Here is a 25,063-nt window from a genome sequence, read left to right as displayed (position 1 = left end):
TAACCATGATGGTGGAACTGCATGGGCTTTCCTCACTTCGTCGTGTGGTTGTTCATCGCCACCCTTTGTGGTTGGGTACTCGGCAATTCAACACGGTATTCAATAACCAATGCGTGGTTCAGATCCGTCCGCTGCCTAGAAGGACCATGCAGTGCGGATTGCCCGAGGTCTTACGTGACGGACTGCCTTCGGTCATAGACTTTCTTGCCTTCAAAGTACGTTGCTTCGACTCTTGTCGCATGAATCTCATGCGCGTCGATTGCGAAGATGTTTTGATCCAACAGGATGAAGTCGGCGGACAGTCCGGGTTTGATCGAACCCGTTACCGCGCCCAGACCCATGGCGGCTGCCGGGTTTCTAGTGAATGCGGCTATGGCATCACTAACAGTCAGCTTCTGTGAGGGGTTGAGTTCGCCAGCTACAGTCGGGTCAATGTTGGCCCTGGTCACAAGTGTTTGAATTCCGATCCATGGGTCCGGAGAAGGCAGTACGCACGGCCAGTCGGAGCCGGCTGCAAGAAGCGCCCCGGAATCAATCAAGTCCTTTGTGGCCCAGCTTGCATTCACAGTCTCAGCGGGGATTTGGTTCCCGATGCTTTCCTGAATGACGCCTGGGTACCAAATATACGGAGAGGCATCAGGTATTACTCCCAGCGCCGCAAATCGTGGAACGTCCGCCGCGTCCACGAACTCGACATGAGCGATCTGGAACACCGGACCCGGCCCGCGCCTTTCGCGCATGATTTCGATTGCGTCGAGCGCCAGCCGAACGGACGCGTCGCCCGTGGCGTGAAGTTTTCCGCTCAGGCCGCGGTCGTAGCAGAGCTCAATGGCTTCGAGGAGCTCTTCAAGGGTCCAGTACGAGGAACCGACGTAACCCGGGTCTTGCTGGTCATGGCAAACATAAGGCCGCAGCATCGCTGTGGTCCGCGTCATCGGAACGCCATCGAGCACAAACTTGACGAAATCCGGGCGCAGATGTTCACTCCTGTATCCGGCGGCAATTCCGAAGAGCTCTTCGCCGACATACCCGGATTCGATAAAGGGGCGCGCAGGCATGGACCCTACAACCCAGGCAGACATCTCACCACTGGTTTCGATGGCCGAAAGCGCCTTCCAGGAATACTCCATGGTCGCGGCGTCTTGAACCGCCGTGATCCCGAAGGAGTTCACGACCTCGAGGGCCTTTTTCAGTGACGCAATGTTGCGAGAGTCGGGATCCGCGATCGAAGAATCAAATGCTGCCTCGGCGTTTGCCGAGGCGAGTTCATGCAGGACCCCGGTAAGCCGACCCGTGGTGTCGCGAACATAGCTTCCGCCTTCAAGATCCGCAGTGTCACCGGTAACTCGCATCAGATCGAGTGCGCGCGTGTTCACCCAGCGGTTGTGCATCGAGTCGTCTCGCAGGAGTACGGGTCTTCCGCCGGCCGCTTCATCGAGCGATGCCAGGTCGTCTACGTTCATCACGGCGTCCATGACGGTGCTGCCGACAATGCCACCGACAATCCACTCATCGGGCCCCAAATTTGCAGACCAGCCCTTGATCTTCTCGAAGATTACCTCTTTCGAGTCGGTGGGCAGAATGGGAAGCTCCCATGCTGCCTGACTACCGCCGAGGCCCAGATGAATATGTCCATCACTCAGGCCTGGTAGAACAAGTTTTCCGCCGGTGTCGAGAACGGTCGTTGTATCAACTGCAAACCCGCGGATTTCGGCCTCTGAGCCGACCGCGACTATCTTTCCGTTCTGCACCGCAAAGGCTTCAACCCACTCAATTTGGGGGTCTGCTGTATAGACCGGGCCCCCGACCACGATGAGCTCAGGGGAAAGGACATCGTTCACGATTCTCTCCTTGGGATTTGATGCGCTTGAACACTGGGTTTTCATTGCCCAGTGTCCTCTGCAAGGTTGCAGGTAGTCTTCGCCTCACGCGCACAGGAGTATTCGCAGGGCGCACAGATATTGCAGCCCGGGCATTGGCGGGCAGAGGTTGGATCTCCCGGCTATCGGTTCGGTGGCTTGGAAATCCCCCGGACGATCCAGTGACAGCCGCGATCGATGAGTGCTCCTATATTTCCCGGTGCAGGATCGCGAGGCCCGTAGTGAACTCCGCCCAGGCAGCTTTAGTCAACTTCTCTGCGCGCAAAGAAAAGTGCGAGATATAGGTCACATCTACATTAGGTCTATTCGACGAACAACCATTCCTCATTGAAAGCCACTTCCAATGACAAGTCTCATCAAAACCCCTGGAGCCGCAGTGTCGACCTCAAGCCGAGGGACATACACGTACATCGCCGCATACAGCGCCGTGCTTTACACCGTACTCCTCATTGCCCCCGTGATCGCAGGCAAGTTGATAACTCAGTTCGCACTGACGCCAGTGCAGGTGGGGGCCCTGTTCTCCCTCGAACTAGGCGCCTTCAGCTTGGCAACGGTCCCCGCCTACCTCTGGCTCAATCGCGTAAACCTGCGGACGGCCACCTACGTCTTCACTACTATCGTAATAGCCGGCAACGTCGTGTCCGGATTGCTTGATGACTTCGGCCTGCTGATGGCTACACGCGTGGTTACATCGCTCGCGGCAGGGTCCATTACGGTGATTATTCTTACGTTGAGCGGCAAAACCGCCAACCCGAGCAGAGCGTTTGGCGTTTTCGTCGTGTGCCAACTGGCTATGGGTGCACTGATCCTGGCCGTCTTTCCGGCATTGTTCTCTCAGGCGCCTGTGTCAGCTATCTACTGGACGCTAGCCGGGCTCGACGTTCTCTGTCTACTGGTGGTCAATGGCATCGACGGAAACGCGCTAAGACAGTCGATTCCCCGGGACCACACCCGCGCTAGGGTTCCTGCGGTCAGATTTGCATTGGGCCTGGCCGCGGTCCTGTTGTTCTATGTTGCACTCAGCGGCGTGTGGTCCTTTATCGCACAGATTTCTGCGGGTGCTGGAATCGATCTATCTTCGAGCAGCCTTGTTCTGTCACTCGCCACGGTCGCGGGTATCGTGTCCGCATTGACGGCGACGATTCTCGGCGACACCCCACAAAGGAAGCTCTACCTCATCGCGGGATACGCGGTCATGTCGATAAGCGTCACTTTGCTCTTTGGAACACCAGGGCTGGCGCGTTTCGCAATGGCCGCCGTCATCTTTAAATTCGCTTGGACCTTCATCCTGCCCTACCTGCTATCCACGCTTGCTGATCTTTCCGGCGGTGGCCACATCATGAACACAACCAACCTCATGATCGGCGCCGGTTTTGCCATCGGGCCAGTGGTCAGCGGAGCTTTAATCCAGTCCGCCGGGGGCGCGTTTACAGGCATGCTCATGCTCGGCGTAGTCGGTGTGTTGACCTCCTTGGTCTGCATTTTGACAGCACAGCGAAAAGTAGTGCACGCCTGATTCCCGTACGACCAAAAATACCGTAGGCCCCACAGCGCTGCGGAACCCCCGACAATTCAAAGGATAAGAACATGACCTCGATGCTTCCGGGAATGAGCGCGGATGCAGAACTCCCACTGAAGGATTCGGTTGAGAAGGCGATTTCCGCAGTCTCTCGATGGATGGAAGAGTACGGGGACTTCAAGCCGCACCCAACGATGGACGTTAAGGCCGACCTCCTCGCTGCCGTCCACGATGATCTGATCAACAGGCTCCGTGATAACTATCCATTTTTTCATCCTCGTTACATCGGGCAGATGCTCAAACCGCCTCACCCCGCGGCGGTCGTGGCCTACGTCACTGCGATGTTGATTAACCCGAACAACCATGCCCTCGACGGCGGTCCGGCAACGGCCCGAATGGAGAAGGAGGTTGTCGCACAACTAGCCGAAATGTTCGGTTATGAAGAGCACCTCGGGCACCTGACCAGCAGCGGAACGATTGCCAATCTCGAGGCACTCTTTATCGCGCGCGAAATCCACCCGCGCAAGGGCATCGCTTATAGCGCGGATGCTCACTACACACACAGCCGCATGAGCCACCTTCTGGGCATGACCAGCCACTCAGTGCCCGCCGATGCCGCCGGCAAAATGGATCTGGAAGCCTTGGAGACGATTCTGTCCACTGGAACGGTCGGAACGGTTGTCATGACAGCCGGGACAACCGGACTCGGGGCAATTGACCCCATCGATCTGGCACTGCCAATCTGCGAAAGGTACGGGGTGCGGGTGCATGTGGATGCCGCCTATGGAGGGTTCTTCAGGATAATCGCCGACGACTCCGTTGACGGCGTGGCCCGCGCTCCCTTTGAAGCCATCGCTCACGCCGATTCCGTTGTTATCGATCCACACAAGCATGGCCTGCAACCATATGGATGCGGGGCAGTAATCTTCCGTGATCCAAGTGTGCAACGCCACTATGTACATGATTCGCCCTACACCTATTTCACTTCTGAGGATCTTCACCTTGGCGAGATTTCCATCGAATGTTCGCGTTCGGGAGCAGCCGCCGCAGCACTGTGGATGACTTTTCGGCTCCTCCCGCCGACAGAAGAGGGGCTCGGCCAAGTCCTGCGCGCGGGGAGACGCGCGACCGTTGCCTGGGCAGAGCGAATTAGAGCGTCCGAGGAACTTATCCTCTTCCAGGAGCCGGAACTGGATATCCTGACCTATCTACCCGCCGAATCTACGTTGTCAGAAATCGATCGAGTCTCCGGCCATGTCTTGCAGGCCGGAATCGCACTTCCGCCAAGCGAGGCCCTGTATGTTGCTACCTATGACGTTTCGGCCTCAGACATGGCGCTTCGGGGCTTCAGCTTGGAGGCGGACATCGAACGAGGCCGCATCCTACGCAGTGTTCTCATGAAACCAGAGACTGAGGACATCGTCGAAGAACTCAACGAACGTGTCGAGAACCTGGTACGTTCAGCGCACGACAGATCGTGACACTAAGACACGGGACCGTCGGTGGCTTAGACAGCTGCTTGGGCGGGCTGCACTTCGGCCCCTCATGCCCAGCCCTGCTCCCGCTGCCGGAACGGACTCCGAGCCCGACAGACACGCCCGGGCATGTTGGCGGAGGCTCGCCTTCTTCCTAAGCTCTCCCCCGCTGCAGCCCCCTGACGAGCGCTTTGCCGACCTCGCGCCAAACGCCCTTCCAGGCCGGTTCCCGTTCCACCTCTGCCGTACCGTCGGCCTCCACCTTGGAGCCGGACTCGGCGGTCTGGGCCGCCTGGGCGGTCTGGGCGGCGAGCCAGTCTCCAAAGTGCGTAATGTCCTCGCCCCGGGACGCCGCGACCGCGTCGCACGCGAAGCCCACTGCGCTTGAACCGTCACTCAGCAGCACGGATCCCAACAGCATGGGTTCGGGCAGCTCCGAGAGGAAGGAGCCCAGGGCCGCCTCGGAGAGCAACCATCTCTCAGCGGCGAGTTCGGCGCCGTCGTCGGAGCGGACCACGCCAGGTTTGGGCGGCTGGGTGTCCAGCGAGACCATCCGGTACCGGGGCGCTGTCCTGACGGGACCGTCCCAGAAAGCGCCAAGCCGTTCCAATTCCGGGACCAACGGCTGGCCCTTCCGGTGGGCGCCCACCACCACCAAGGGCACGACGGCGGCCCCCGCCGCTGCGGGCCACGGCACCCGCCGCGAGGAGGCCGGGGCCGGCGCGGCGCCGGTCGCGAAAAGCCCTGGCCTCGCCGGGGTGTACTCGACGCGCCGCGCGATGTCGGCCACGACGGCGTCGTCGAAGGTCCGGCCGACCACCGTCAGGCCGAACTGCGATGCCCCCGGCGCCCCGCCGTCGTCGGTTCCGTCGCTGTCCACCACAATGCCGGCCGGAACAGCTACGGCGCACAGATCGAACAGGTTACAGAAGTTCGTGTACGTGCCCATGCGGGAATTCACGCCCAACGGATCCGCCGCGACCTCTGCCAGCGTCGGATGGAACGGCGCTGTCGGCACGATGAGGGCGTCAAAGCCTTCAAACCGGGACATCGCCTCGCGCTTCAGTTCCTCCAGCGCCCCGGTGTCCGCCACATACTGGTGGGCGGGAACGCGGCCGGCCGCACTGACGATGTCCGCCACGGTCGGATCCAGCCCGACGCCGGAGTCAGCTCCACCGGAAAGTGCGCTGTCGATGAAACTCCCGACGGCGGCATAGCGCTCGGCAACCAGCGCGCCGTCGTATAGCAACCGTGCCGCCTGCAGGAAGACATCGAATTCGATCGGCTCCGCATCCACGCCGGTAGCGCGCAGACGCTCGATCTGGACCCCGAACTCCACAGCCCAGGCGCGATCCAAGGCCGGGAGGTCCGCCGGATAGGCGACACGCGGCTTCGAGGGAGCGGCCAAGCGGATGTCTGTGGGCCACGTCCGGCTCTGCCCGGCCATGACGCCCATCGCGAGTTCGGCGGTCTCCAGGTCCCGGGCGAGGATGGTGGCCGTGTCCCAGGATTGGCAGGCCGGGACTATGCCGGCGGTGGAGACCACGTTGAGGGTGGGTTTGATACCGACGATTCCCTGTAGTCCTGCCGGGACACGGCCGGAGCCGGCCGTGTCCGTACCGATGGCGATGTCCACGAGTCCCAACGCCACAGCCACAGCCGAACCCGAGCTGGATCCCCCGGAGATCCGGTCAGGCCGGCGTGAATCCCGGACTGGACCGTAGGGGCTCCGCGTGCCCACCAGGCCCGTGGCGAACTGGTCAAGGTTTGTCACGCCGAGCACCAGGGCGCCCGCATCGCGCAACCGCGCCACGGCTACCGCGTCCTCCGTCGGCACATAACCGAACCCCGGGCACGCCGCCGTCGTTGTGAGGCCGGCAACGTCCACGTTGTTTTTGACCGCCAGCAGGAGCCCAGCCAGCGGCAGTTCGGAGCCGGATGCCACCGCGGCGTCAATGCGGGCCGCTTCGGCCAGCAACTCTTTTTCTCCGCGGATTTCAATCCAGATCTCGGGCCGGTCCACGTCGTCAATGGCGGCCAACGCGTGCTTGACGCGTTTGGCGGCCGTGGCTGCACCGATCTTTGTCTCCTGGGTGGTCATGCTGCTGCCTCTTCCAGTTCAGGTTCGCTCAGTTCATCCGCGCCCACGAGCACCACGATGGCCTCACCGGCCACCACTTGGGAGCCCGCGGTCGGCAGCACTTGGTCGACCAGCCCGTCGCACGGAGCTGACAAGACGGTTTCCATCTTCATGGCCTCAAGGGAAACCAGCGGCTGTCCTTGTGTCACACGGTCTCCGGGGGCGACGTCCACCTTCCAGACGCTGGCGGCGAACGGCGCCGTAACGAGTGTTCCGCCGTCGGGCACCACTACTTCCCCGGGATCGGGAACGGCGACGGCGGCTACGGCTTCCGCGCGATCAAACTCTCCGGCGTTCTCCCAGGCCCGCCGCTCGATCGCGAATGCCGCCGCCTGCCGCTCCCTGAAGACGCCGATCGATTCGCGGTTCTCCGCCAGGAACGCCTCGTGTTCGGCAAGGGAGAAGGTGCCGTCCTCGATCTCGACACCCCGGCCGCGGCCGGCGGCCATGTCGGCGCGCAGGTCCAGCAGCTCTTCGGGGCTGACGGGGTACCAGGAGATGCGGTCGAAGAAGCGCAGCAGCCACGGTGATCCGGGTTCGAAGGGTGCGGAGTCGGCGTAGCGGGACCATACCTGGGTGGTGCGGCCGACGAACTGGTAGCCTCCGGGGCCTTCCATGCCATAGATGCACATGTAGGCCCCGCCGATGCCTACCGCGTTCTCCGGCGTCCACGTCCTGGCGGGGTTGTACTTGGTGGTGACCAGCCTGTGCCGCGGGTCAAGCGGCGTGGCCACGGGCGCGCCGAGATACACGTCGCCTAGGCCGAGCACGAGGTACTCGGCGTTGAAGACAGTGTCGAAAACGTCATTCACCGAATCCAGGCCGTTGATGCGGCGAATGAACTCGATGTTCCACGGGCACCATGGAGCGTCGTCCCGGACACCGGTCATGTAGCGTTCGATCGCCTCGCGCGTGGCGGGGTCATCCCAGGACAGCGGCAAGCTGACGGTGCGGCTCGGCACCACGAGCTCGGAACTGGCCGGCAGCGCGGCCGCGATCTCCTGGACGAGGCCCAGCAGCAGCCGGGTGGGAAGAATCGACGGATCCACCTTGATCTGCAGTGAGCGGATCCCGGGCGTAAGGTCCACCACTCCGGGGATGCGGGCCTGCTCGATGTGCTGGTGCAGGGCATGGACCCGCGCGCGCAGGCCGAGGTCCAGCACCATGTCGCCAAACTCCACCAGAAGGTTGTCGTCCCCGGACCGCCGGTACGTGACCGCGGGCCGTCCCTCGCTTCCCGCCACGCGACGCAGCACGCCGTCGTCGCCGTCGCCCCTTGGCGTCCGGGCTCTCACGACGGCGGCTAGGCCGTTTGTGCCGGTGCCGGCACCGCCCGGCAGGATCAGCTGCCGCCCCGGGCCAAGGTCCTTCGCCGACGGAGCCTGGGAGTCCGTCACCGGCACGAAGCGGACTTTATCGCCCGGACGCAGCTGGCCGAGCTTCCAGCGTTCTCCGCTCACCACCGTGACCGGGCAGACGAAACCGCCGAGGCTCGGGCCATCAGGGCCGAGCAGGATGGGGGTGTCGCCGGTGAAGTCCAGGGCGCCCACGGAGTAGGGGGTGTCGTGGATGTTGGAGGGGTGAAGCCCTGCCTCACCGCCGTCGGTACGTGCCCAACGCGGCTTGGGGCCGATCAGCCGCACACCTGTCCGTGCCGAGTTGAAATGCACCTCGTAGTCCGTCGCGAAGAGTTCGTCGATGTCCTCGCGCTTGAAGAACTCCGGGGCGCCGTGCGGACCTTCGACCACCCTCAGTTCCCAGTGGGACGTCAGGGCGGGGCGGCTCTCGACGGGAACCGGCCACGAAGGGAGGTTGTCCGATGGCCCGCCAGCCGAACGCAGCACGTCACCGGCGCGGAGCACGCGGCCGCCGTGGCCGCCGAACTGACCAAGGGTAAACGTGGAGGCACTGCCGAGGTAGTGCGGGACATCGAGCCCGCCTTGGAACAGGACATAGCCGCGCAACCCGGCCGCATCGGCGGAACCGATGTCCAGCAGGCCGCCCGCGGGGACCGTGATGGGTTCCCAGGCTGGGACAGATTCGCCGTTGAGGGTGAGGCTCACGTCGGCCCCGGTCACGCACACGGTAGTGGCGTGGGTGAACCGCAGAGCGGGCCCGGCCATGGTGAATTCCAGGCCCGGGGCACCCTCCGGATTGCCCAGGGCCTTGTTCCCCAAGCGGAAGGAGAGATCATCCATCGGGCCGCTGGGCGGCACCCCGACCTTCCAGAGTCCGGTTCTGCCCGGCCAGTCCTGAACGCTCGTCTGGAGGCCCGGGCGTTCCACGGTGATGCGGGGTTCGGGATCGCCCACGGTGTCCAGGGTCCCTGTGGAATGGTTCGCGGCCCGAACCGCGTCGAGTCCGGTTACTGCGCGCAACATGCCCAGATTGGTCTCGATGCCGTCGATGCGGGTCTGAGCGAGAGCATCTGAGAGGGCGTCAAGCGCGGCATCCCGGCTGTCGCCGAAGGTGATGAGTTTGCCGAGCAAGGGGTCGTAGTTGGTGGACACCTCGCTGCCGGTCTCCACCCACGCGTCCACCCGCACGACGTCGGTGCTCGGGTACTGCGCGTTGGTGACGGTACCCGCACTGGGCTGGAAGTTGCGGGCAGGGTCCTCGGCGTAAATACGGGCCTCGACCGCGTGGCCCGTCACCGGAACGCTTTCCGGGACACCCGCGAGGACAGGCCGTGCTTGGGCCAGGTTGAGCATCCACTCTACGAGGTCAACGCCGGTGATCGCCTCGGTGACCGGGTGCTCCACTTGTAGCCGGGCGTTGACTTCAAGGAAGGAGGCCTCCTTCCGGACGGGATCGTAAACGTACTCAACGGTCCCAGCCGAGCGGTAGCCCACCGAGGCACACAATGCACGGGAACTGCGGTGGAGCTCTTCCCGGAGCGCTGCCGGCAGGTCCGGCGCAGGGGCTTCTTCGAGCACCTTCTGGTGCCGGCGCTGCAGGGAACAGTCGCGATCTCCGAGGCTTACGACCCGGCCTTCGCCGTCGCCGAAGATCTGCACCTCAACGTGGCGGGCGTGTTCGATGTAGCGCTCGGCGAACACTCCCGCTGTGCCGAAACTGGAGCTCGCGAGGCGGGCCACGCGGGCGTAGCTTTCAGTCAGTTCTGCTTCGTTCCGGCATACGGCCATGCCGATACCGCCGCCGCCGCCGGTAGCCTTCAGCATCAGGGGGAACCCGATCTCCCCGGCGGCTCCGATGGCGGCGTTGAGGTCTTCAAGCAGGCCGGAACCGGCAATCATGGGCACGCTCGCCCGCTGCGCCGCCTCCCGGGCGGTGTGCTTGGTGCCGAAGATCCGCAGTTGTTCGGGGGTCGGACCGACGAACACCAGCCCGGCGGCTTCCACGGCCCCGGCGAACCCGGCATCTTCGGAGAGGAAACCGTAACCGGGGTGGATGGCGCCGGCGCCGGTGGAGGCGGCGGCCGCCAGGATGGCGTCGACCCGGAGGTAGGACTCCTTGGCCGGCGCCGGTCCGAGCAGCACGGCTTCGTCTGCGAGGCGAACATGCTTCGCGCCGCGGTCCGCCTCGGAGAATACCGCGACGGCCCGCAGCCCGAGCTTTCGGGCGGACTCGATGATCCGGCAGGCGATCTCGCCGCGGTTGGCGACAAGGAGGGTATCAAAACGGTTCACTGTCATGCCTCCGGGCGGGTGACGATCATGCGGACGGGCGTCGGGTTGAAGCCGTTGCAGGGGTTGTTGATCTGGGGGCAGTTTGAAACCAGGACCAGCACGTCGGTTTCGGCCCGGAGCGCCACGCGCTTACCGGGAGCGGAGAGCCCATCCACGATGCCGAGGGCACCGTCGGGATCGACCGGCACATTCATGAACCAGTTGATGTTGGAGACGACGTCCGGCTTTCCCAGTCCCCATTTGGACCCCTCGATCAGGAAGTTCTCCACGCAAGCATGCTGTTCATGGGTGTGCTGGCCGTAGCGCAGTGTATTTGATTCCTGCGAGCACGCTCCGCCGATGGTGTCGTGGACACCCACCTCGTCAGCCTCCACGGTCATCAGGGCGTCGCCATCGTCCGAGCGGAGGACGGACCCCGTGGTCAGAATGATGGACTGCTGGGCGGCAATGGTGACGGCGGCAGAATAGCGAATGGCGACGTCGGTCGCCGAGTAGAGAAGGCAATCCACGGCCTGGTTGCCCTCGAGATCCACGATGGTCAGGACATCCCCCGCTGCGACCACGGCCGACCAAGGGCCTCGGGCTTCAACGTATTCGTCAAGGATGACGCGTCCGGACACCAGCGCAGCGGACTGGACGCCTGGCTGGCAATGGACGTCTGGCTGGGGAGCTGTGGCAGTGGCGGCGGTCATGCGGAGGTCCTCGCTTTGTGGTCGTGTTCGGTGTTCTGCAGCGCCAGAAGCTGCTCGGGGCCCGGTTTTAGCCCAAGTTCTCCCGCGGCGAGTGCCCACAGGTCCTGCGGCGCCTGCCAGGCGACGATGTCCACTGCACTGCCCGTGAAGGTCGGGCGGGGGTCGAGGGGATGGGCGGTGTTGGCGAGGACCAGCACCAGGTCCATGTGGAGCAGGAGTTCGACGCCGGTCCCCGCACCGGCACTGCCGTCGAAACGGATGCCGCCGCCGGGGTCGACCGTGATGCCCTTGAAGAAGGACACCGACGGCGGTAGCTCGCGCTGGCTGATCCCGTGCTTGAGTGCGCCAAGGGTCAGCAACTCGCGGCCGGCCGGTGACGCGCTGTGTGCGCTGCCGGCACCGTACTTGGCCTCGTTGCCGGCCCGGTTTGTGGTACCGGTGAGGGCGTCGTGGCGCCCCGAGGAGTCGGCGACGACGGTGGCCATCAGTCGGCCGGCGTCGGAAAGCAACGGATGGCCTTGCCCGAGGTAAGCCTGCCACGGGACCTTGACGGTATCCGCGACGTTGATGCGCTCGTGGTGGGAGCCGCCGCGGAAGAGAACCGCGTGGACGCAGGCGTCGCCGTCCGTGTCGGTCAGACGGATCCGCGTCCCTCGCGCTAGTTCGATGTGCGTGTAACGACCGAAGGCCAGCGATTCGGCCCACGTGACGGCTTCGCGAGCCCGGGCGTCCAGCCGGGCCGTGAGCCGTTCCGGAGCCGATACGGCGGGCACGTGGATCATGGTGTTGGCAGTTCTGCCGTGCTGTGAGCGTGCATGGGCGCGGGCGCCTGCTGTCGTCGCCGTCCCAACGGCCGTTTCAGTGGTTTCAAGAGTGTGCGTCATGTCAGTTCGTTTCTGCGTGGCGGTTTCGTTTTCGTGTCGGCGTCAGTCGGCCCGTGTGAGGTCAGCTGCCTTCCGCTTCCGCACCCAGATGCCAAGGAGCAGCACGGCGCCCACTATCAGCGGAGCGGAGAACAGCAGTAGTCCGTTGTCGCCAGCGGGGTCATAGACCTCGGGCCGGGGCCAGGCGAGGTTCACCACCATCAGGGCGCCGTAGAGGACTGCGAGGATGTTGACCGGAAGCCCCCAACGTCCGAGCGAGAACAGCCCTTCGGGCATCGTCTTGCCCGTGCGGACCCAGTCTCCGCGCAGCCGGTTGATCAGCAGCGGCACCGTGACCAGCAAGTAGGCGAGGTAGAGCATCACGATGCAGACGCTGCACAGGGACGTGAACAGCGCTGGATTGCCGATGTTGATGGCCAGTACGGCGATTGCGAGCAGGCCCACGATGACTGAAGGCCACAGCGGGGTGCCGCTGCGCGGGCTGACGGAGGACAGTGCTTGCGCCGCGGGGAGCTGGCGGTCGCGGGCCATGGAGAAGACCAGGCGCGAGCCGGCAGTCTGGATGGCGAGGGTGCAGACGAAGATGGCGATCGCGACGTCGACCAACAGGATCTTGCCCCAGAAGGTCCCGAGGACGGCGGTCAGCACGAAGGGCAGGCCTTGGCTGGCCAAGTTGCCGTCATCGAGGCTCGGGGCCGCCATGAGGGCACCGATGATCATCAGCCCGCCGCCGAGTCCGGAGATCAGCAGGGCGGAAATGATGGTGCGAGGCGTTGTGCGCCGCGGGTTCTTGGTCTCCTCGGACAGTTCGCCCGCGGAATCGAACCCGACCATCACGTAGGCGGCCATCAGGCCGGAAACGAGGAACGCGCCCACCGGGCCGAGGTCCGAACCGCTGACGATCTGCGTGTCCTGGACGACGTCGGGGCCGCGCTGCGCCACGGAAACAAGCGCCAGGATCACGGCGGCGACGCCGACCAGTTCGCAAGTGACGCCGATCGAATTGATGTGGGACATGAGCTTCACGCCGACAGCGTTGATGGCCGTGGTTGCGACCAGCAGCACAGCCCCGAGAATGACCGCATTGCTCGCCCCGGTGACCGTATTCAACGCGGGGTCGCCGCCGACGAGCTGAAATCCGTCCCAAAGCTGGGGCAAGACCACCTGAAGGGCGATCGCGGCCGCGGCCGCGGTGATCACCTGGGCGATGGACATGAACCAGCCGGCGAACCAGCCAACCGTTTCTCCGCCGACTCGCCGCGACCACTGGTAGACGGCACCGGAAATCGGGTACCGCGCAGCCAGTTCGGCGAAGTTCAACGCCACCAGCAGCTGGCCGAGCAGAACGATCGGCCAGGTCCAGAAGAAGGCCGGCCCGGCAAAGGAGTACCCGAAACCGAACAACTGAAAAATGGTGGTCAGGATGGAGACGAACGAAAAGCCTGCAGCGAAGGAAGCGTATCGGCCTAGTTTGCGATGCAACGTCGGCTGATAGCCGAGCGACGTCAGGTCTGCATCGTCGGCGTTGGAGGCCGCCGTCGAAAGGGTGGAAGTCATCGGTTTCTCCGTGTCTGGAACGGGGGGAGGGTGACCTCGGAAGCGGTAGTCTCTGACAGCATTCCGCAATACCGGTCAATTGATAGTTTTCCAGCGGGATGTCCCGTTTCCGTTTCGCCAATGTAAAAGGTGGATGACGGCGCATTTCAGGCTTATGAACATATCCTCACCGGAAGGCTGGACTGCCGGACGGCGTCGGAATCGGGCACGTCGGCACCTCAGGCGATGTAGGGGCTTGAGTAGTATCCGTGCAGCCAGTAACGCTAAGCCTTGACTTGGCGTCTGGCTAGGATCGTCTCATGGCTCTGGATTTTCTGACTGATGCCCAGGTCTCTGGGTATTGCAGGTACCAAGATGTCCCGTTGCGCTCTGATCTTGAGCGGTTTTTCCTTTTGGATGATGTCGACCGGTTGTTGGTTGATCGGCGCCGTGGTGAGCATAATCGGCTCGGATTCGCTCTTCAGCTGACGACCGTGCGATATCTTGGCGCTTTTTTGGAAGATCCCTTGGACCTGCCCTGGGCGGTGGTGGAGTATCTCGCTGACCAGCTCGACGTGGGCGATCCCTCCGTTATCAAGAACTACATGCGTCGCCGAACGACGCGATTTGAACATGCACGGGAGATCCAGAAAGCTTACGGCTTTCGTTCAATTGAAGATCCAGTGGCGGGGCGGGAATTCGAAGAGTTTCTGGGTGATCGTGCATGGGTTCATACAGAAGGGCCGGCTGCATTGTTTGACCAGGCAGTGGGGTGGTTGCGACGCAGTTGGATCCTGCTTCCGGGCATCACTGTCTTGGTCCGCCTGGTTTCGAAGGCCAGATCCAATACCGCGGAACGCGTGTACGACCTTCTTAACGCTGCTGCCCGCGCCATTGACCCGATGCTTCCGGAGCGTTTGCGTCAATCGTTGAGAGTGCCTGCCGGGTCTCGTTTCTCGGAGCTGGAGTCATGGAAGCAGTCTCCGACGCGGGTCTCTGGCCCGGCAATGGTTTCAGCTTTGGCAAGGGCTCTGCAATTGGAATCTCTGAAGGTGCGGGACGCGGATTGTTCATCGGTGCCGCCGAGCCGGATTGCTGCCTTGGGTCGGTACGGGATGGCAAGCAAGGCCGCGACGCTGATGTCGTTGGTTGAGCCACGGCGCACGGGGACGCTTCTGGCTCTGGCGAAGCATCTGGACGCCGTGGCGATCGATGATGTCCTTGATCTCTTCGCGCTGCTGATGTCCACCCGTTTGATCAACCAGGCGAGAGCGGCCTCAAATACTGACCGGCTGGCATCTTTGCCTAGGTTGGAGAAGGCCTCGCGAATTTTGGCCTTGGTAAATCGCCAGTTGATAGTAGCCCTTGATGCCGCGGCGTCTGAGAACGGTCTTTTGAACGCGGCCACGTTATGGGACTCGTTGGAGGAACTGGTTCCGAAAGATCAGATCGTGGCTGCTGTCGAGACGGTAACCGAGTTGGTTCCTGATGACGATGGCAGCACGGAGGCGGCGATACGCGTCGCGTTGGCCGAGCGCTACCGCACAGTGCGGCCGTTCCTGGCTTTGCTGGCCGAAACGAGTTCACCCGCGGCCTCCCCGGCAGGGGAAGCGGTGTTGATTGCCGTCAAGGGATTACCCGAGCTGGCTAATCGGCGAGTCCGGATCAAACCGTTACTCCCATCCGAGGTAGAAGAGTCACTGATCCCACCGGTCTGGCACAGAGCTATCTTTTCCAATCCCGATCTGGTTCCGGGGACAGTGGATCGGGACGCTTACGTTGTTTGCGTGCTCGAGCAACTCTATAAAGCGCTCCGAGTACGCGATGTTTTCGCAATCTGCTCGCACCGATGGGGCGACCCTCGTGCGCGGTTACTTGAAGGAGCCGCATGGGAGAACATCGGACCGAAAATCCTCAGCAGTCTGAGCTTGGACACCCCGGTGAACGACCACCTCCGCGGCCTCGTCAATGTCCTGGACGCCTCGTGGCGTCAAACGGCAGACCGGCTGGACGAGGCCGGCGAGGAATCCGCGATCCGCATTGTCCCTGGCGCCGAGGGGCGGATGCGTCTTTCCGTCGAGCGACTCGATGCCTTGGAAATGCCGGCAAGCTTGGTGGAATTGCGGGCTGTCACCGCGGCGATGTTGCCGATGATTGACCTTCCGGACTTGTTGTTGGAAGTTCATTCCTGGACTGGTTTTCTCGATGCTTATGGCCATGTCTCCGGTGCCGGTACGAGAATAGGCGATCTTCCCACCACGATTGCGGCTCTGCTGATCGCCGAAGGCTGCAATGTGGGACTTGTGCCGGTAACAGACCCGGGTCGGGAAGCCCTTACCCGTGCCCGGCTATCACACGTGGATCAGAACTATGTCCGGGCCGAGACGCACGCCTCGGCGAATTCGGCACTGATCGACGCTCAGAGCAACGTGCCGATCGCGCAATCCTGGGGCGGGGGCCTGCTCGCTTCGGTCGACGGGCTCCGCTTTGTTGTTCCGGTCCGCACGTTGAACGCCGGACCCTCGCCCAAGTACTTCGGCTACAAACGAGGTATCACCTGGCTCAACGCCGTCAACGATCAAGTCGCCGGGATTGGTGCGCAAACCATCACCGGAACCCCGCGTGACAGTCTCCACATCCTCGATGTCTTGTTGAACCTTGATGGCGGCCCTAAGCCGGAAATCGTCGCTACAGATGAAGCTTCGTACTCCGACATGGTCTTCGGCCTGTTCAAAATGCTCGGCTACCGCTTCTCGCCCCGCATCGCAGACATTGGCGACACCGATATTGGCGTGCGCAGTGGCCAGCTGAACCCGCCTCCGATTACGGTCCCCTGAATGCCATCGCCCGGAACAAGGTCAATCTGGCAAGGATCCAGACGCACTGGCCAGACATGCTCCGTGTCGCCGGATCACTCGTGACCCATCAAGTCCGGGCTTACGACGTGCTGAAGATGCTTGGCCGGGATGGGCGGCCCACCCCTCTAGGACAGGCGTTCACGGAGTACGGCCGGATCGCGAAGACCCTTCACCTTCTAGCCATGATCGACCCGATAGATGACACCCACCGGCGGGGCATCAATGCTCAAACCACCGTGCAAGAATCCAGGCACCGCCTGGCTCGTAAAGTCTTCCACGGAAGACGCGGCCAGATCTACCAAAGATACCGAGAAGGCCAAGAAGACCAGCTCGGCGCGCTTGGTCTCGTCGTGAACGCGGTCACGCTCTGGAATACCCGCTACCTCGACGCGGCCGTTGCCGAGCTGCGCGCCAAAGGACAACTGGTGCGCGAGGAAGATGTTGCCCGGCTCTCACCCCTCGGACACGCCCACATCAACGAGCTCGGCAGATACACCTTCTCCATCAACGCCACGCCCGAGTCCCTCCGGCCCCTCAGAAACCCCGCCATAGAGGACTGACATGTAGACGGCCATGACACCACCAGCCGGTTATGAATGCCCATCGGTTGTGTGAACTTGCGGGAATGTCCCGCCAGAGTTGGGGCCAGCGGTGCGCGTTACTGTATCAACGCAGGTGACAAGAATGGGTACGCCCTATACGGACAGGCTTGTGGTCGGCTGGATCATCGAACGGGAGCCGTCGCCGTGGCGCGGATTACCCCAGCGAGGGCAACCGGATTTTGCTGCCTCACGGATGAATCAGGAACCGGGCGACGAGGTAGAACGCAAAATCGACGATGCCAATGATCATGCCCGCAATGGCGAGCCCGCGCCCACGCAAGCCGTGGTCCCTGGCACGCCGGAACCCGATGCCCGAAATGGCGGTCCCGAGCGGACCGGCCATGGCAAAGACGAAAAGTCCGACGCAACTGATGATGAAACCCGTGACGGCGGCCTTGCTGAACGGCGCCCGGGCCTGGACCGGCGCATACGGATTACGGATCTGCGGGGCGTCGGACGGCCAGCGCTTCTGAGGAGGCTGGGGAACATGTGTCATGTCATCTGCTCTTTCTTTTTGATGGGTGTTGGGTTGGCCTGCAGACACGCATCGCAGCATGCCTGCAGGCCGGCAACCTCTGTGATGTGCCGTACCGGTTATCGGGACGTAAGCCCTAAGGACACGATGTAAGCAAAGAGAGAAACGTAACCGACGGTGTAGACGACACTATGTGGCCATCTTGACGTCATGCTAAGGGTTCTCTCTTCGTTGACATGGCTGCCTTGGCCGTGAGCTCCGGCCAACCGCGGGTCCTTCCTTTTGGCGAAATAAAGCGGGACCGAGCCGAGCAATAGTCCACTTGCTGCGAATGCAAGCGCAGGGATTCCAGCCATGTTCGATGAGAACGCCAAAGCCAGGGCAACTAGGCCTTGGGACGCAATGCAGACCAGGTTGAGCTGCCCTAGTCTCTCATCGAGACGTGAACCGCGGCGCACTATCGGGAACCGGTAGCGACCCCAATAGCCAGCAGACAAACCCAGCAGAACGCCGAAGATCACAACGATCACGTTCATTGGCAGTAATTCCTGTAGTAATTGAGGGCGTCGTTTGATGGGCCAGCGAAGTTGGCCGCACCCCAGATCAGTCGAGCTTCAGACCTCGCAGAGGCGGCCACATGGCGGGCTGTCCACGCAGTTCCCCTCAGGATGCCGCCAGCTCTGAATCCAAACAGTGATAGCCCAGTGTTCAAGATCCCGGTGAGGCAGTCAGCGGTGCGTCCGCCCACGCAGTCGAAGCCCGCTTCTGTCCCTGTGATGCCGGCATTCACAACGGTAGCCGATGTCGCGACCACTCCCAAGACGAGAGCAGCTGTTCCTCCTGTTGCCACTGTGACGGTTGCGATTGTCGCGGCTAGGGCAATCACACCCGCAACTGCCCCTACCGTGTCCCATTCCTGGCGTGACCATTCGAAGGGGTTCCAGCTCCAGAGGCCCATGCGGTCCGATGCGTTGAGCGGGTTGTTGTTGGCGTATGCGTAGATTGCATTGGTGATGGCGGCGAGGGGGTCGACACTGAGGAATTGTGCCGTCATTGGGTCGTAGTAGCGGGCGCGGAGGTAGTAGAGGCCTGTGTCGGTGTCTTGGGCTTGTCCGTTCCAGCGCAGCGGGGTGTCGGCTGTGCCGGATTTATTGGTGAGGTTGCCGTTGGCGTCGTAGATGTAGGTTGCGGCCGTGGTGCCGTTGCTGTCGGTGAGGAGCCTGGTGGAGCCGTATTGGTCGTGCTGGTAGTACAGTGCGGTTCCGGTGGGGTCGATGTGTTCGACGGGGTTGCCCGCGTCGTCGTAGAGGTAGCTGGTGGTCCCGTCGGTGAGCATCAGCGGTACCCCTGCCCGGGTGTCCCAGGCGTAGTGCTGGACTGGGCCGGTGGCGGGGACGCGGCTGGTCCGGAGGCCCTCGGCGTTGTACGCGAAACTGGTGCCGCTGGCGCCGGTAAGCCGGTTGGCCTGGTCCCAGCTGTAGGCCGCGGTGGATCCTCCGGAGGCAGGGCCGGTGAGCCGGTTGCCCTGGGCGTCGTAGCTGATGGTTGTGGTGGTTCCGGCGAGGGTGTAGCCGGTGGGTTGGCTGGCCGCGTCGTGGGCCAGGTTCGCCCCTGACCCAAGGGCGGTGGCGTTGCCCGCCGGATCGTAGGTGTAGGGGTTGGTGTTGACGGCGGCGAGCTGATCGCGGCTGGTATAGCTGTAGCTTTCGGCTGGCTGGGTGATCCCTGTAGTCGTGGTGGAGGCCAGGGCGCCGGTGTTGTTGCGGGTGTAGGTGAAGGACGCCAGGGCCGTGCTTCCGGGGCCGGTGTCCGCGATGGCAGCAACCTGGCCGACCGCATCGAACGTTGTCGCGGCGGTGACGCCGTTGCCATAGATGGTGCTGGTCGTGTTGCCGTCCGCGTCAGGCGTGAAGGCGGTGGTGTGCCCTAGCCAGTCCGTGATCCCGGTGAGGTGCCCGGCTGTGTCATAGGCGCGGGTGGCGGTTCGCCCGTTCGGGTATGCCAGTGCGGTGAGGTGCCCGGCGAGGTCGTAGGTGTATCCGCTGGCCTGCCCGGCGCCGTTGGTGGAGGAGGTGAGCCTGCCGAGGGAGTCGTAACTTTTGGTGGTGGTGCCGGTCCCGTCCTGCATTGTTGCCTGGAGGCCGGTGGCTGTGTAGGTAAAGGTCGCGGCTGGGGTGGTGCCGTCGGAGTAGCTGGTTCCGGTTTTGTCACCCGCCAGGTCGTAGGTGTTGCTGGTCGTGCGTCCGGATGCATCTGTTATGGATGTGACATGGCCGGCGGCATCGTAGCCGTATGTCGTCGCACGGTTCAGGGGATCGGTGGCGGAGAGGATGCGTCCGAGGGGATCGTAGGCGTAGGTGGTGGCGTGGCCGGCCGGGTCGGTGACGGTCGTGGGGTTGCCGTCGGGGTCGTTGGCTGTGGTGGTTACGCTTCCGTCAGGGCTCGTTTGGGAGATTACGTGCCCATTGGGGTCGTACGCGGTGGTCGTGGTGTGATTTTGCGCGTCGGTGACAGTGGTGCGGTTCCCGTCAGCGTCGTAGCCGTAGCTGGTGGTGTTGTTCAGCGGGTCGGTGACGGTGACCGGGCGTCCGTCGGCGTCGTAGGCGTAGCTGGTGGTGTTTCCGCGCGCGCTCGTGGTGGTCAGGATCTTGCCGACCGGGTCGAAGGTGGCTCTGGCGGTGTTCCCACCAGGATCGGTGGTGGAAGTGCGGTTCCCGGACGCGTCATAGGCGTAGTCGGTGGTGTGTCCGTCCGGGTCCGTGACGGCGGTGACGTCGCCTGGGTGGTTGGTGTCGCCGTGGGTGTAGGTCGTGGTCGAGGTCTGGCTGGTGCCGGTCAGCGGTGTGGACCGGGTGAGCGGGTTTCCGCTGGTGTCGTAGGTGAGGGTGGTTACCGTGCCGGCGGGATCGGTAACCGAGGTGGGGTCGTTGAGGTTGTCGTAGGTGATGGTTGTGGTGTGCCCATTGGGGTCGGTGCTGGTGAGCTTGTTGCCGTTTGCGTCGTAAGTTGCTGTGGTGACGTGGTTCAGTGGGTCGGTGACCTTGGTGGTGCCCAAGGTGGCTGGGTCGTAGGTGTAGGTCCAGGTAGCGGCCTGGGGGGTGCCTGCGCCCTTCACGACGGTGGCGAGTACGCCGTTGGTGTAGGTTTCCTTGGTGACCCGCCCGGCCGGAGAGGTCGTCGTGGTGGTTCTGTCCGCCCCGTATGCAAAGGTTGTCACGACGCCGTTGCGGTCGGTCTGCTTGGTGACACGGTTCCCGGCGTCATAGACGTTTGTGGTGGTCTTGCCGTTCGGATCGGTGACAGAGGAGAGACGGTAGGCCGTGTCATACCCATAGCTGGTCACGGCCTGCGCTGGTGTGGTGACGCTGGTGAGTCGTCCGCTGGCGTCATATCCGTAGTTGGTGGTGTGTCCTGCCGGGTCGGTGGCGGCGGTGATGTGTCCGGACCCGTCGTATGCGAATGTCAGGGCTCTGCCGCTGCCGTCTGTGGCGGTGATGATATGCCCGGCAGTGTCGCGGGAAAGCGTGACAGCGTTCCCGTTCAAATCCCGGATACGTGTCAGCAGCCCGGTGGAGTCGAAGTCGAAGATTTCCTTGCTCCTGCGGGTGTAGGTCCAGGATCCGTCAGCGTTGCGGGTGAGCCCGGCTAGGACCCGGGACGGTGCGGTGTAAATACCGGCGGAGTTGGTGAATGTGACCATGGAGCCGTTTTCCTGGTGGACGTCCACGGTGGCGCCCGAGGCTGCGGGGACCAGGTTCATGGCGTAGTTGAAGGCCCACCCGTAGCCGAACGGGCTGTCGACGCGGGATCCCTGTGAAGAGTAGGCCCGCTTGGTCTCCAGGGCTGGGCCCCTCCCGGGCGTTGAGTTGTCCGTAACGTTTTCGAAGAATTCGCCGGTCAACGTGTTTATGGGGTCGGACCTGCAGGTGAAACACTGGTTCAACTCTGCCGGGTTGGAACCCGCGTTCGTCTCGTGAGGCGAGCCGGGTCCTGCGTACGCCACCGGGCTGGACACCGCATACAGAGTTCCCGGGGGAAACGTCATGTTGAAGCTACCGTTGACTGCAACGACCTGATCGCCGTTGGTCGGCAGATACGCAACGCAGGTCGTCACACCCCCTGAGCAGCCGTTCATATACCCACCGTTGGTCAGATCGTAGAAATCCAGCTCTTGCACCTTGTAATTGCTGGTCGCTGTCGCAAGCCTGCCGCTGACGCTGATGCTCACCGCCCAGGGCGGCGGGATGAATGGGGCCGAAACTGCCACTTGTCCGGTGGTCGTGAAATAGGCATTCTCGGGGCCGATTGTCGCAATGTAGGTGTAACCGTTCCCAGTTCCTTGCGGGAGGGTGCACGTTGTTCCGGTGCGGCAGCTGGCGCTCTGGTTCCCTTGGGTTTTGTTGAAGATCTGAAGGTAATTGGAGCCGCCAACCGCGTAATTCGTTTCCGCGGTGAGGGTCTTCGTGCCGTCGGCGGCGGTTGACTGGGTTAGGGTCAGTGTGCGCGCCGGTGGTGTGAGAACGTCGGAGATCGCAAGTTTGCCTGTCGGGCTGTAGTACGCCGTCTCACTGTCAGCGATGGTTGCAACGAAGGAGTCCGGAGCTCCGGCGTTGGCCATCACGCTGCATGTCGTGCCTGTGCGGCAAGTCACCAGGTAATTGGTAGAGGTATCAAAAATCTGCAGGTATTTGGTCGAAACGTCTCGATTCGCCGTCGCGGTCAGCTGCAGATAGGGACCGACGGTCATCGTAAGGGATACGGAATAACCGCCCGAAGACATCGATGCCGGAACAGATAATGCCGCAAGGCCGGTCCGACGAGCCGATACCGGGGAGACATCGGCAGAAGTGGACACGCGCTGCCTTGCGAGCTCGCCGGTCGAGACTCCTTGAGAAACTGGAGCCGCGGCAGGCGCTCGTCTCGCGGTAGCAGGCGCTGACGCGTTAAGGGAATGAGCCACATTGGCTGACTGCAGCGACTGCGACGACGCGGCACTTCCCGGGAGATTGGATGCCTCCGCTTTGGCCGCACCCGGCCATAGATTCACCGCAGTGACGGCCACCACCAGGACGACGGCGAATCCGATCAGCCGGATGCAGAACAAACGGAACGTAGCCACAATTTCCCCAAAAGAACGACGTTGGCGTGCGCAAGACAGGAGAGATCATGCCAAAGGAACAAAGTGCTTCCTATCGATTGGCTCAAAACTGCGCTAAAACTGGGGCAATCCTGCGCTTATGGAGCGGTTTACGGGACGGTGAAGCGTCTCCGGTCACCGGTTCGATGCATCTTACTGTTCGAGGAGCTCGTTGAACTCTGGGACCTCGAGCACGGTGCAGCATCAACGTGTTGACGAGGACCAGCGAGCATTGGAGTAGGTGCAGAGAGAGCATGGATCCCTCGATCGTTTCACGGTCTGGGCCGGTCAGATCACGATTCTTGCCCTAGAAGACGACATCCGGTCGACGTTTCCTTACGTTCCGGGTCTATCGAAAACGAACGTCTGCGATAGATCCGGCGCCGCCTCCCCGGGTGAAGCTCAACCCGCCGTCGCCCGCCACAAAAGTCACAACAAAATCAAACAAACAAAACAGCTTGCCGCCTGTGGGTTTTGTTAGGCTTGTCAGTGTGGGACACAAAATCGGGTACGCACGAGTCAGCACCACCGACCAGGATCCGCAGCTGCAGCTCGACGCCTTGAATGCCGAGGGCTGCCTGAGAATCTACAAAGACACCGCGACCGGGACCAAGGCCGACCGCCCCCAGTGGATCCTGTGTCTTGACAATCTGCACCCGGGAGACACCCTGGTGGTCTGGAAGATCGATAGGCTCGGCCGGAACCTGCACGACCTCATCGACATCGTGACCACCTTGGACGAACGCGGTATCGGAGTGCAGTCGCTGACCAACGGAATCGTGGACACCACCACCGCGCACGGAAAGCTTGTCTTTGGCATGTTCGCACTGATGGCTGAATACGAAGCCGCGTTGATCCGCGAACGCACCCAGGCCGGACTCGCCGCAGCACGCGCAAGGGGCCGCAAGGGTGGACGTAAACCGAAAATGACTCCCGAGCTCATCAACAAGGCCCAGCGCATGTACGACGCCCGTCAATTCACGATGGCCGAAATCGCCCAATCCTGCGCCGTGACGCCTATGACCGTCTACCGCAATATCAAAACCAACAAGGTAAAGCATCCTTAGCGTTACTGGCTGCACGGATAGTACTCAAGCCCCATGTAAGAATGTGGGGTGACCTCAGCCGGACCGGGCAGACCCCGCAAACAGCAGCCAGTTCGCCCAGGTGCCACCGCTCGGGACGAAATCCTCGATGCGGCGGCCGAGTTGTTCACCAGCCAGGGCTTTGCAAACACCTCCACCAGGGCCATCGCGGACGCTGTTGGAATCCGCCAATCGTCGCTCTACCACCATTTCGCCACCAAGGACGAAATGCTGGCGGAGCTCCTTGACGGCACAGTGGCAGGAGGGCTGGCCTTCGCGAACGCCCTACATGCCAGCCCGCCGCCGCCCAGTTCGCGCGCCGCGGCCGCACGCCTGCACGCCGTGGCACTTTACGACGGAAGCCAGTTATGCAGCGCCCGCTGGAACCTCGGTGTCCTCTACCATCTACCAGAAGCCCGCGCGCCGAGGTTCCAGCGCTTCATGGATGACAGGCAGCGACTCCGGCAGTTGTACCGGGAGCTGGGGCAAGCCGTTGAGGAACTCACCCCGGAAGAGGACCAGCATGGCGCGGCATCGATTGGCGACCTCCTCTTCCGCTTGGTCGAATCCCTGATCAACCTGCGTGCCGATGGTTTGGTAGGCGCCGATTCAGCCCTGCAGACGGCAGACGCGGGCATTGTGCTTGCCGGGATGGCTGCAGACCTGGATGAAGTACGGGATATAAGCGCGGGGCTGATCCGCGAATTCGGGTAGGTCCGCCATCTCAGGGCCTGGAATTCCAGCCTCGAAATGAGCAGGGAAATCCGCTTTCCGCAAAACTATTTGGCCAGCTGCGATCTGCCCGCCCTGCGAACCGTGAGATGAAGGTTTTAGTCCTCTCATGACGCTGTGCGTCGGGAAATTAATCTGCGCGTCTCCCAATTACCGCTGGTGTCATGTCCCGTTGTCCGCATGCAGCGGGCGTCCGTAATCTCAATCCATCCACGGCGTCCGAAGGGGCCTCGCGGATCATCCTCTTCACCCCCAACAACTCTCCGTTCCCAGGCCTGGACCACAGTGCAGGCCTCCCCAACCCTGAAGGAATACTTCCGTGTCATCACCTCATGACAACTCGACCACGCGCATCGTCGCGGGCGAGAGCAGCAAGCCCAAGCGCCGCCGCACGCTCG

At 62.7% G+C, this 25,063-nt stretch carries 12 protein-coding genes and 1 pseudogene; 5 read left to right on the top strand and 8 right to left on the bottom strand.

Features of this window, described 5'->3' with window-relative positions:
• Positions 1–170: 170 nt before the first annotated feature.
• Positions 171–1,811: an amidohydrolase gene (locus QRN52_RS10180; protein WP_284752615.1), complete on the bottom strand. Its 1,641-nt coding sequence runs from the start codon at positions 1,809–1,811 to the stop codon at positions 171–173.
• Between the two features lie 412 nt (positions 1,812–2,223).
• Here QRN52_RS10180 and QRN52_RS10175 point away from each other — a divergent pair, with 412 nt between their 5' ends.
• The gene (locus QRN52_RS10175) at positions 2,224–3,396 is read left to right on the top strand and encodes an MFS transporter (protein ID WP_284752614.1); all 1,173 of its coding nucleotides are present in this window, start codon (positions 2,224–2,226) and stop codon (positions 3,394–3,396) included.
• Positions 3,397–3,467: 71 nt separating this feature from the next.
• The gene (locus QRN52_RS10170; RefSeq protein ID WP_284752613.1) at positions 3,468–4,880 is read left to right on the top strand and encodes a pyridoxal phosphate-dependent decarboxylase family protein; all 1,413 of its coding nucleotides are present in this window, start codon (positions 3,468–3,470) and stop codon (positions 4,878–4,880) included.
• A gap of 148 nt (positions 4,881–5,028) precedes the next feature.
• Here QRN52_RS10170 and atzF read toward each other — a convergent pair whose 3' ends face one another.
• From atzF to QRN52_RS10145, 5 genes are read right to left on the bottom strand one after another with little or no spacing between them, the layout of a single operon-like run.
• Positions 5,029–6,975 (bottom strand): allophanate hydrolase, encoded by a 1,947-nt coding sequence (gene atzF, locus QRN52_RS10165; protein ID WP_284752612.1) that lies wholly within the window; start codon positions 6,973–6,975, stop codon positions 5,029–5,031.
• Positions 6,972–10,670: an urea carboxylase gene (gene uca / locus QRN52_RS10160; RefSeq protein WP_284752611.1), complete on the bottom strand. Its 3,699-nt coding sequence runs from the start codon at positions 10,668–10,670 to the stop codon at positions 6,972–6,974. The genes atzF and uca overlap by 4 nt, the downstream gene beginning before the upstream one ends.
• Complete coding sequence (locus QRN52_RS10155; RefSeq protein WP_284752610.1) at positions 10,667–11,356, bottom strand: urea amidolyase associated protein UAAP2; 690 nt, start codon at positions 11,354–11,356, stop codon at positions 10,667–10,669. Before QRN52_RS10155 ends, uca begins: the two co-directional genes overlap by 4 nt.
• Positions 11,353–12,240, bottom strand: coding sequence for an urea amidolyase associated protein UAAP1 (locus QRN52_RS10150; protein WP_284752609.1), 888 nt, complete (start codon positions 12,238–12,240; stop codon positions 11,353–11,355). The genes QRN52_RS10155 and QRN52_RS10150 overlap by 4 nt, the downstream gene beginning before the upstream one ends.
• Before the next feature lie 42 nt (positions 12,241–12,282).
• Positions 12,283–13,797, bottom strand: coding sequence for an amino acid permease (locus QRN52_RS10145; RefSeq protein ID WP_284752608.1), 1,515 nt, complete (start codon positions 13,795–13,797; stop codon positions 12,283–12,285).
• Positions 13,798–14,096: 299 nt separating this feature from the next.
• Here QRN52_RS10145 and QRN52_RS10140 point away from each other — a divergent pair.
• A pseudogene (locus tag QRN52_RS10140) lies at positions 14,097–17,194 on the top strand (Tn3 family transposase).
• Between the two features lie 229 nt (positions 17,195–17,423).
• Here the strand turns inward: QRN52_RS10140 and QRN52_RS10135 are convergent.
• Both QRN52_RS10135 and QRN52_RS10130 read right to left on the bottom strand, forming a co-directional pair.
• Positions 17,424–17,732: a DUF4190 domain-containing protein gene (locus tag QRN52_RS10135; RefSeq protein ID WP_284752607.1), complete on the bottom strand. Its 309-nt coding sequence runs from the start codon at positions 17,730–17,732 to the stop codon at positions 17,424–17,426.
• A gap of 511 nt (positions 17,733–18,243) precedes the next feature.
• Positions 18,244–22,830: an RHS repeat-associated core domain-containing protein gene (locus QRN52_RS10130; protein ID WP_284752606.1), complete on the bottom strand. Its 4,587-nt coding sequence runs from the start codon at positions 22,828–22,830 to the stop codon at positions 18,244–18,246.
• Positions 22,831–23,339: 509 nt separating this feature from the next.
• Between QRN52_RS10130 and QRN52_RS10125 the strand changes: the two genes are divergently transcribed.
• Together QRN52_RS10125 and QRN52_RS10120 are read left to right on the top strand one after the other, a co-directional pair.
• Positions 23,340–23,915: a recombinase family protein gene (locus QRN52_RS10125; RefSeq protein WP_284752605.1), complete on the top strand. Its 576-nt coding sequence runs from the start codon at positions 23,340–23,342 to the stop codon at positions 23,913–23,915.
• Between the two features lie 48 nt (positions 23,916–23,963).
• Positions 23,964–24,647 (top strand): TetR/AcrR family transcriptional regulator, encoded by a 684-nt coding sequence (locus QRN52_RS10120; RefSeq protein ID WP_284752604.1) that lies wholly within the window; start codon positions 23,964–23,966, stop codon positions 24,645–24,647.
• Positions 24,648–25,063 lie beyond the last annotated feature (416 nt).

It is taken from the genome of Arthrobacter sp. efr-133-R2A-120 (genome assembly GCF_030209835.1).
Taxonomy (GTDB): Bacteria; Actinomycetota; Actinomycetes; order Actinomycetales; family Micrococcaceae; genus Arthrobacter.
The sequence above is the reverse complement of the archived record's forward strand: the minus strand, read 5'-3'. Positions and strand labels throughout refer to the sequence as shown.

Coding starts and splice junctions, on each gene's coding strand:
- QRN52_RS10155 (WP_284752610.1), bottom strand. CDS start 11,356: ATGACCGCCGCCACTGCCACAGCTCCCCAGCCAGACGTCCATTGCCAG.
- QRN52_RS10170 (WP_284752613.1), top strand. CDS start 3,468: ATGACCTCGATGCTTCCGGGAATGAGCGCGGATGCAGAACTCCCACTG.
- atzF (WP_284752612.1), bottom strand. CDS start 6,975: ATGACCACCCAGGAGACAAAGATCGGTGCAGCCACGGCCGCCAAACGC.
- QRN52_RS10135 (WP_284752607.1), bottom strand. CDS start 17,732: ATGACACATGTTCCCCAGCCTCCTCAGAAGCGCTGGCCGTCCGACGCC.
- QRN52_RS10145 (WP_284752608.1), bottom strand. CDS start 13,797: ATGACTTCCACCCTTTCGACGGCGGCCTCCAACGCCGACGATGCAGAC.
- QRN52_RS10175 (WP_284752614.1), top strand. CDS start 2,224: ATGACAAGTCTCATCAAAACCCCTGGAGCCGCAGTGTCGACCTCAAGC.
- QRN52_RS10150 (WP_284752609.1), bottom strand. CDS start 12,240: ATGACGCACACTCTTGAAACCACTGAAACGGCCGTTGGGACGGCGACG.
- uca (WP_284752611.1), bottom strand. CDS start 10,670: ATGACAGTGAACCGTTTTGATACCCTCCTTGTCGCCAACCGCGGCGAG.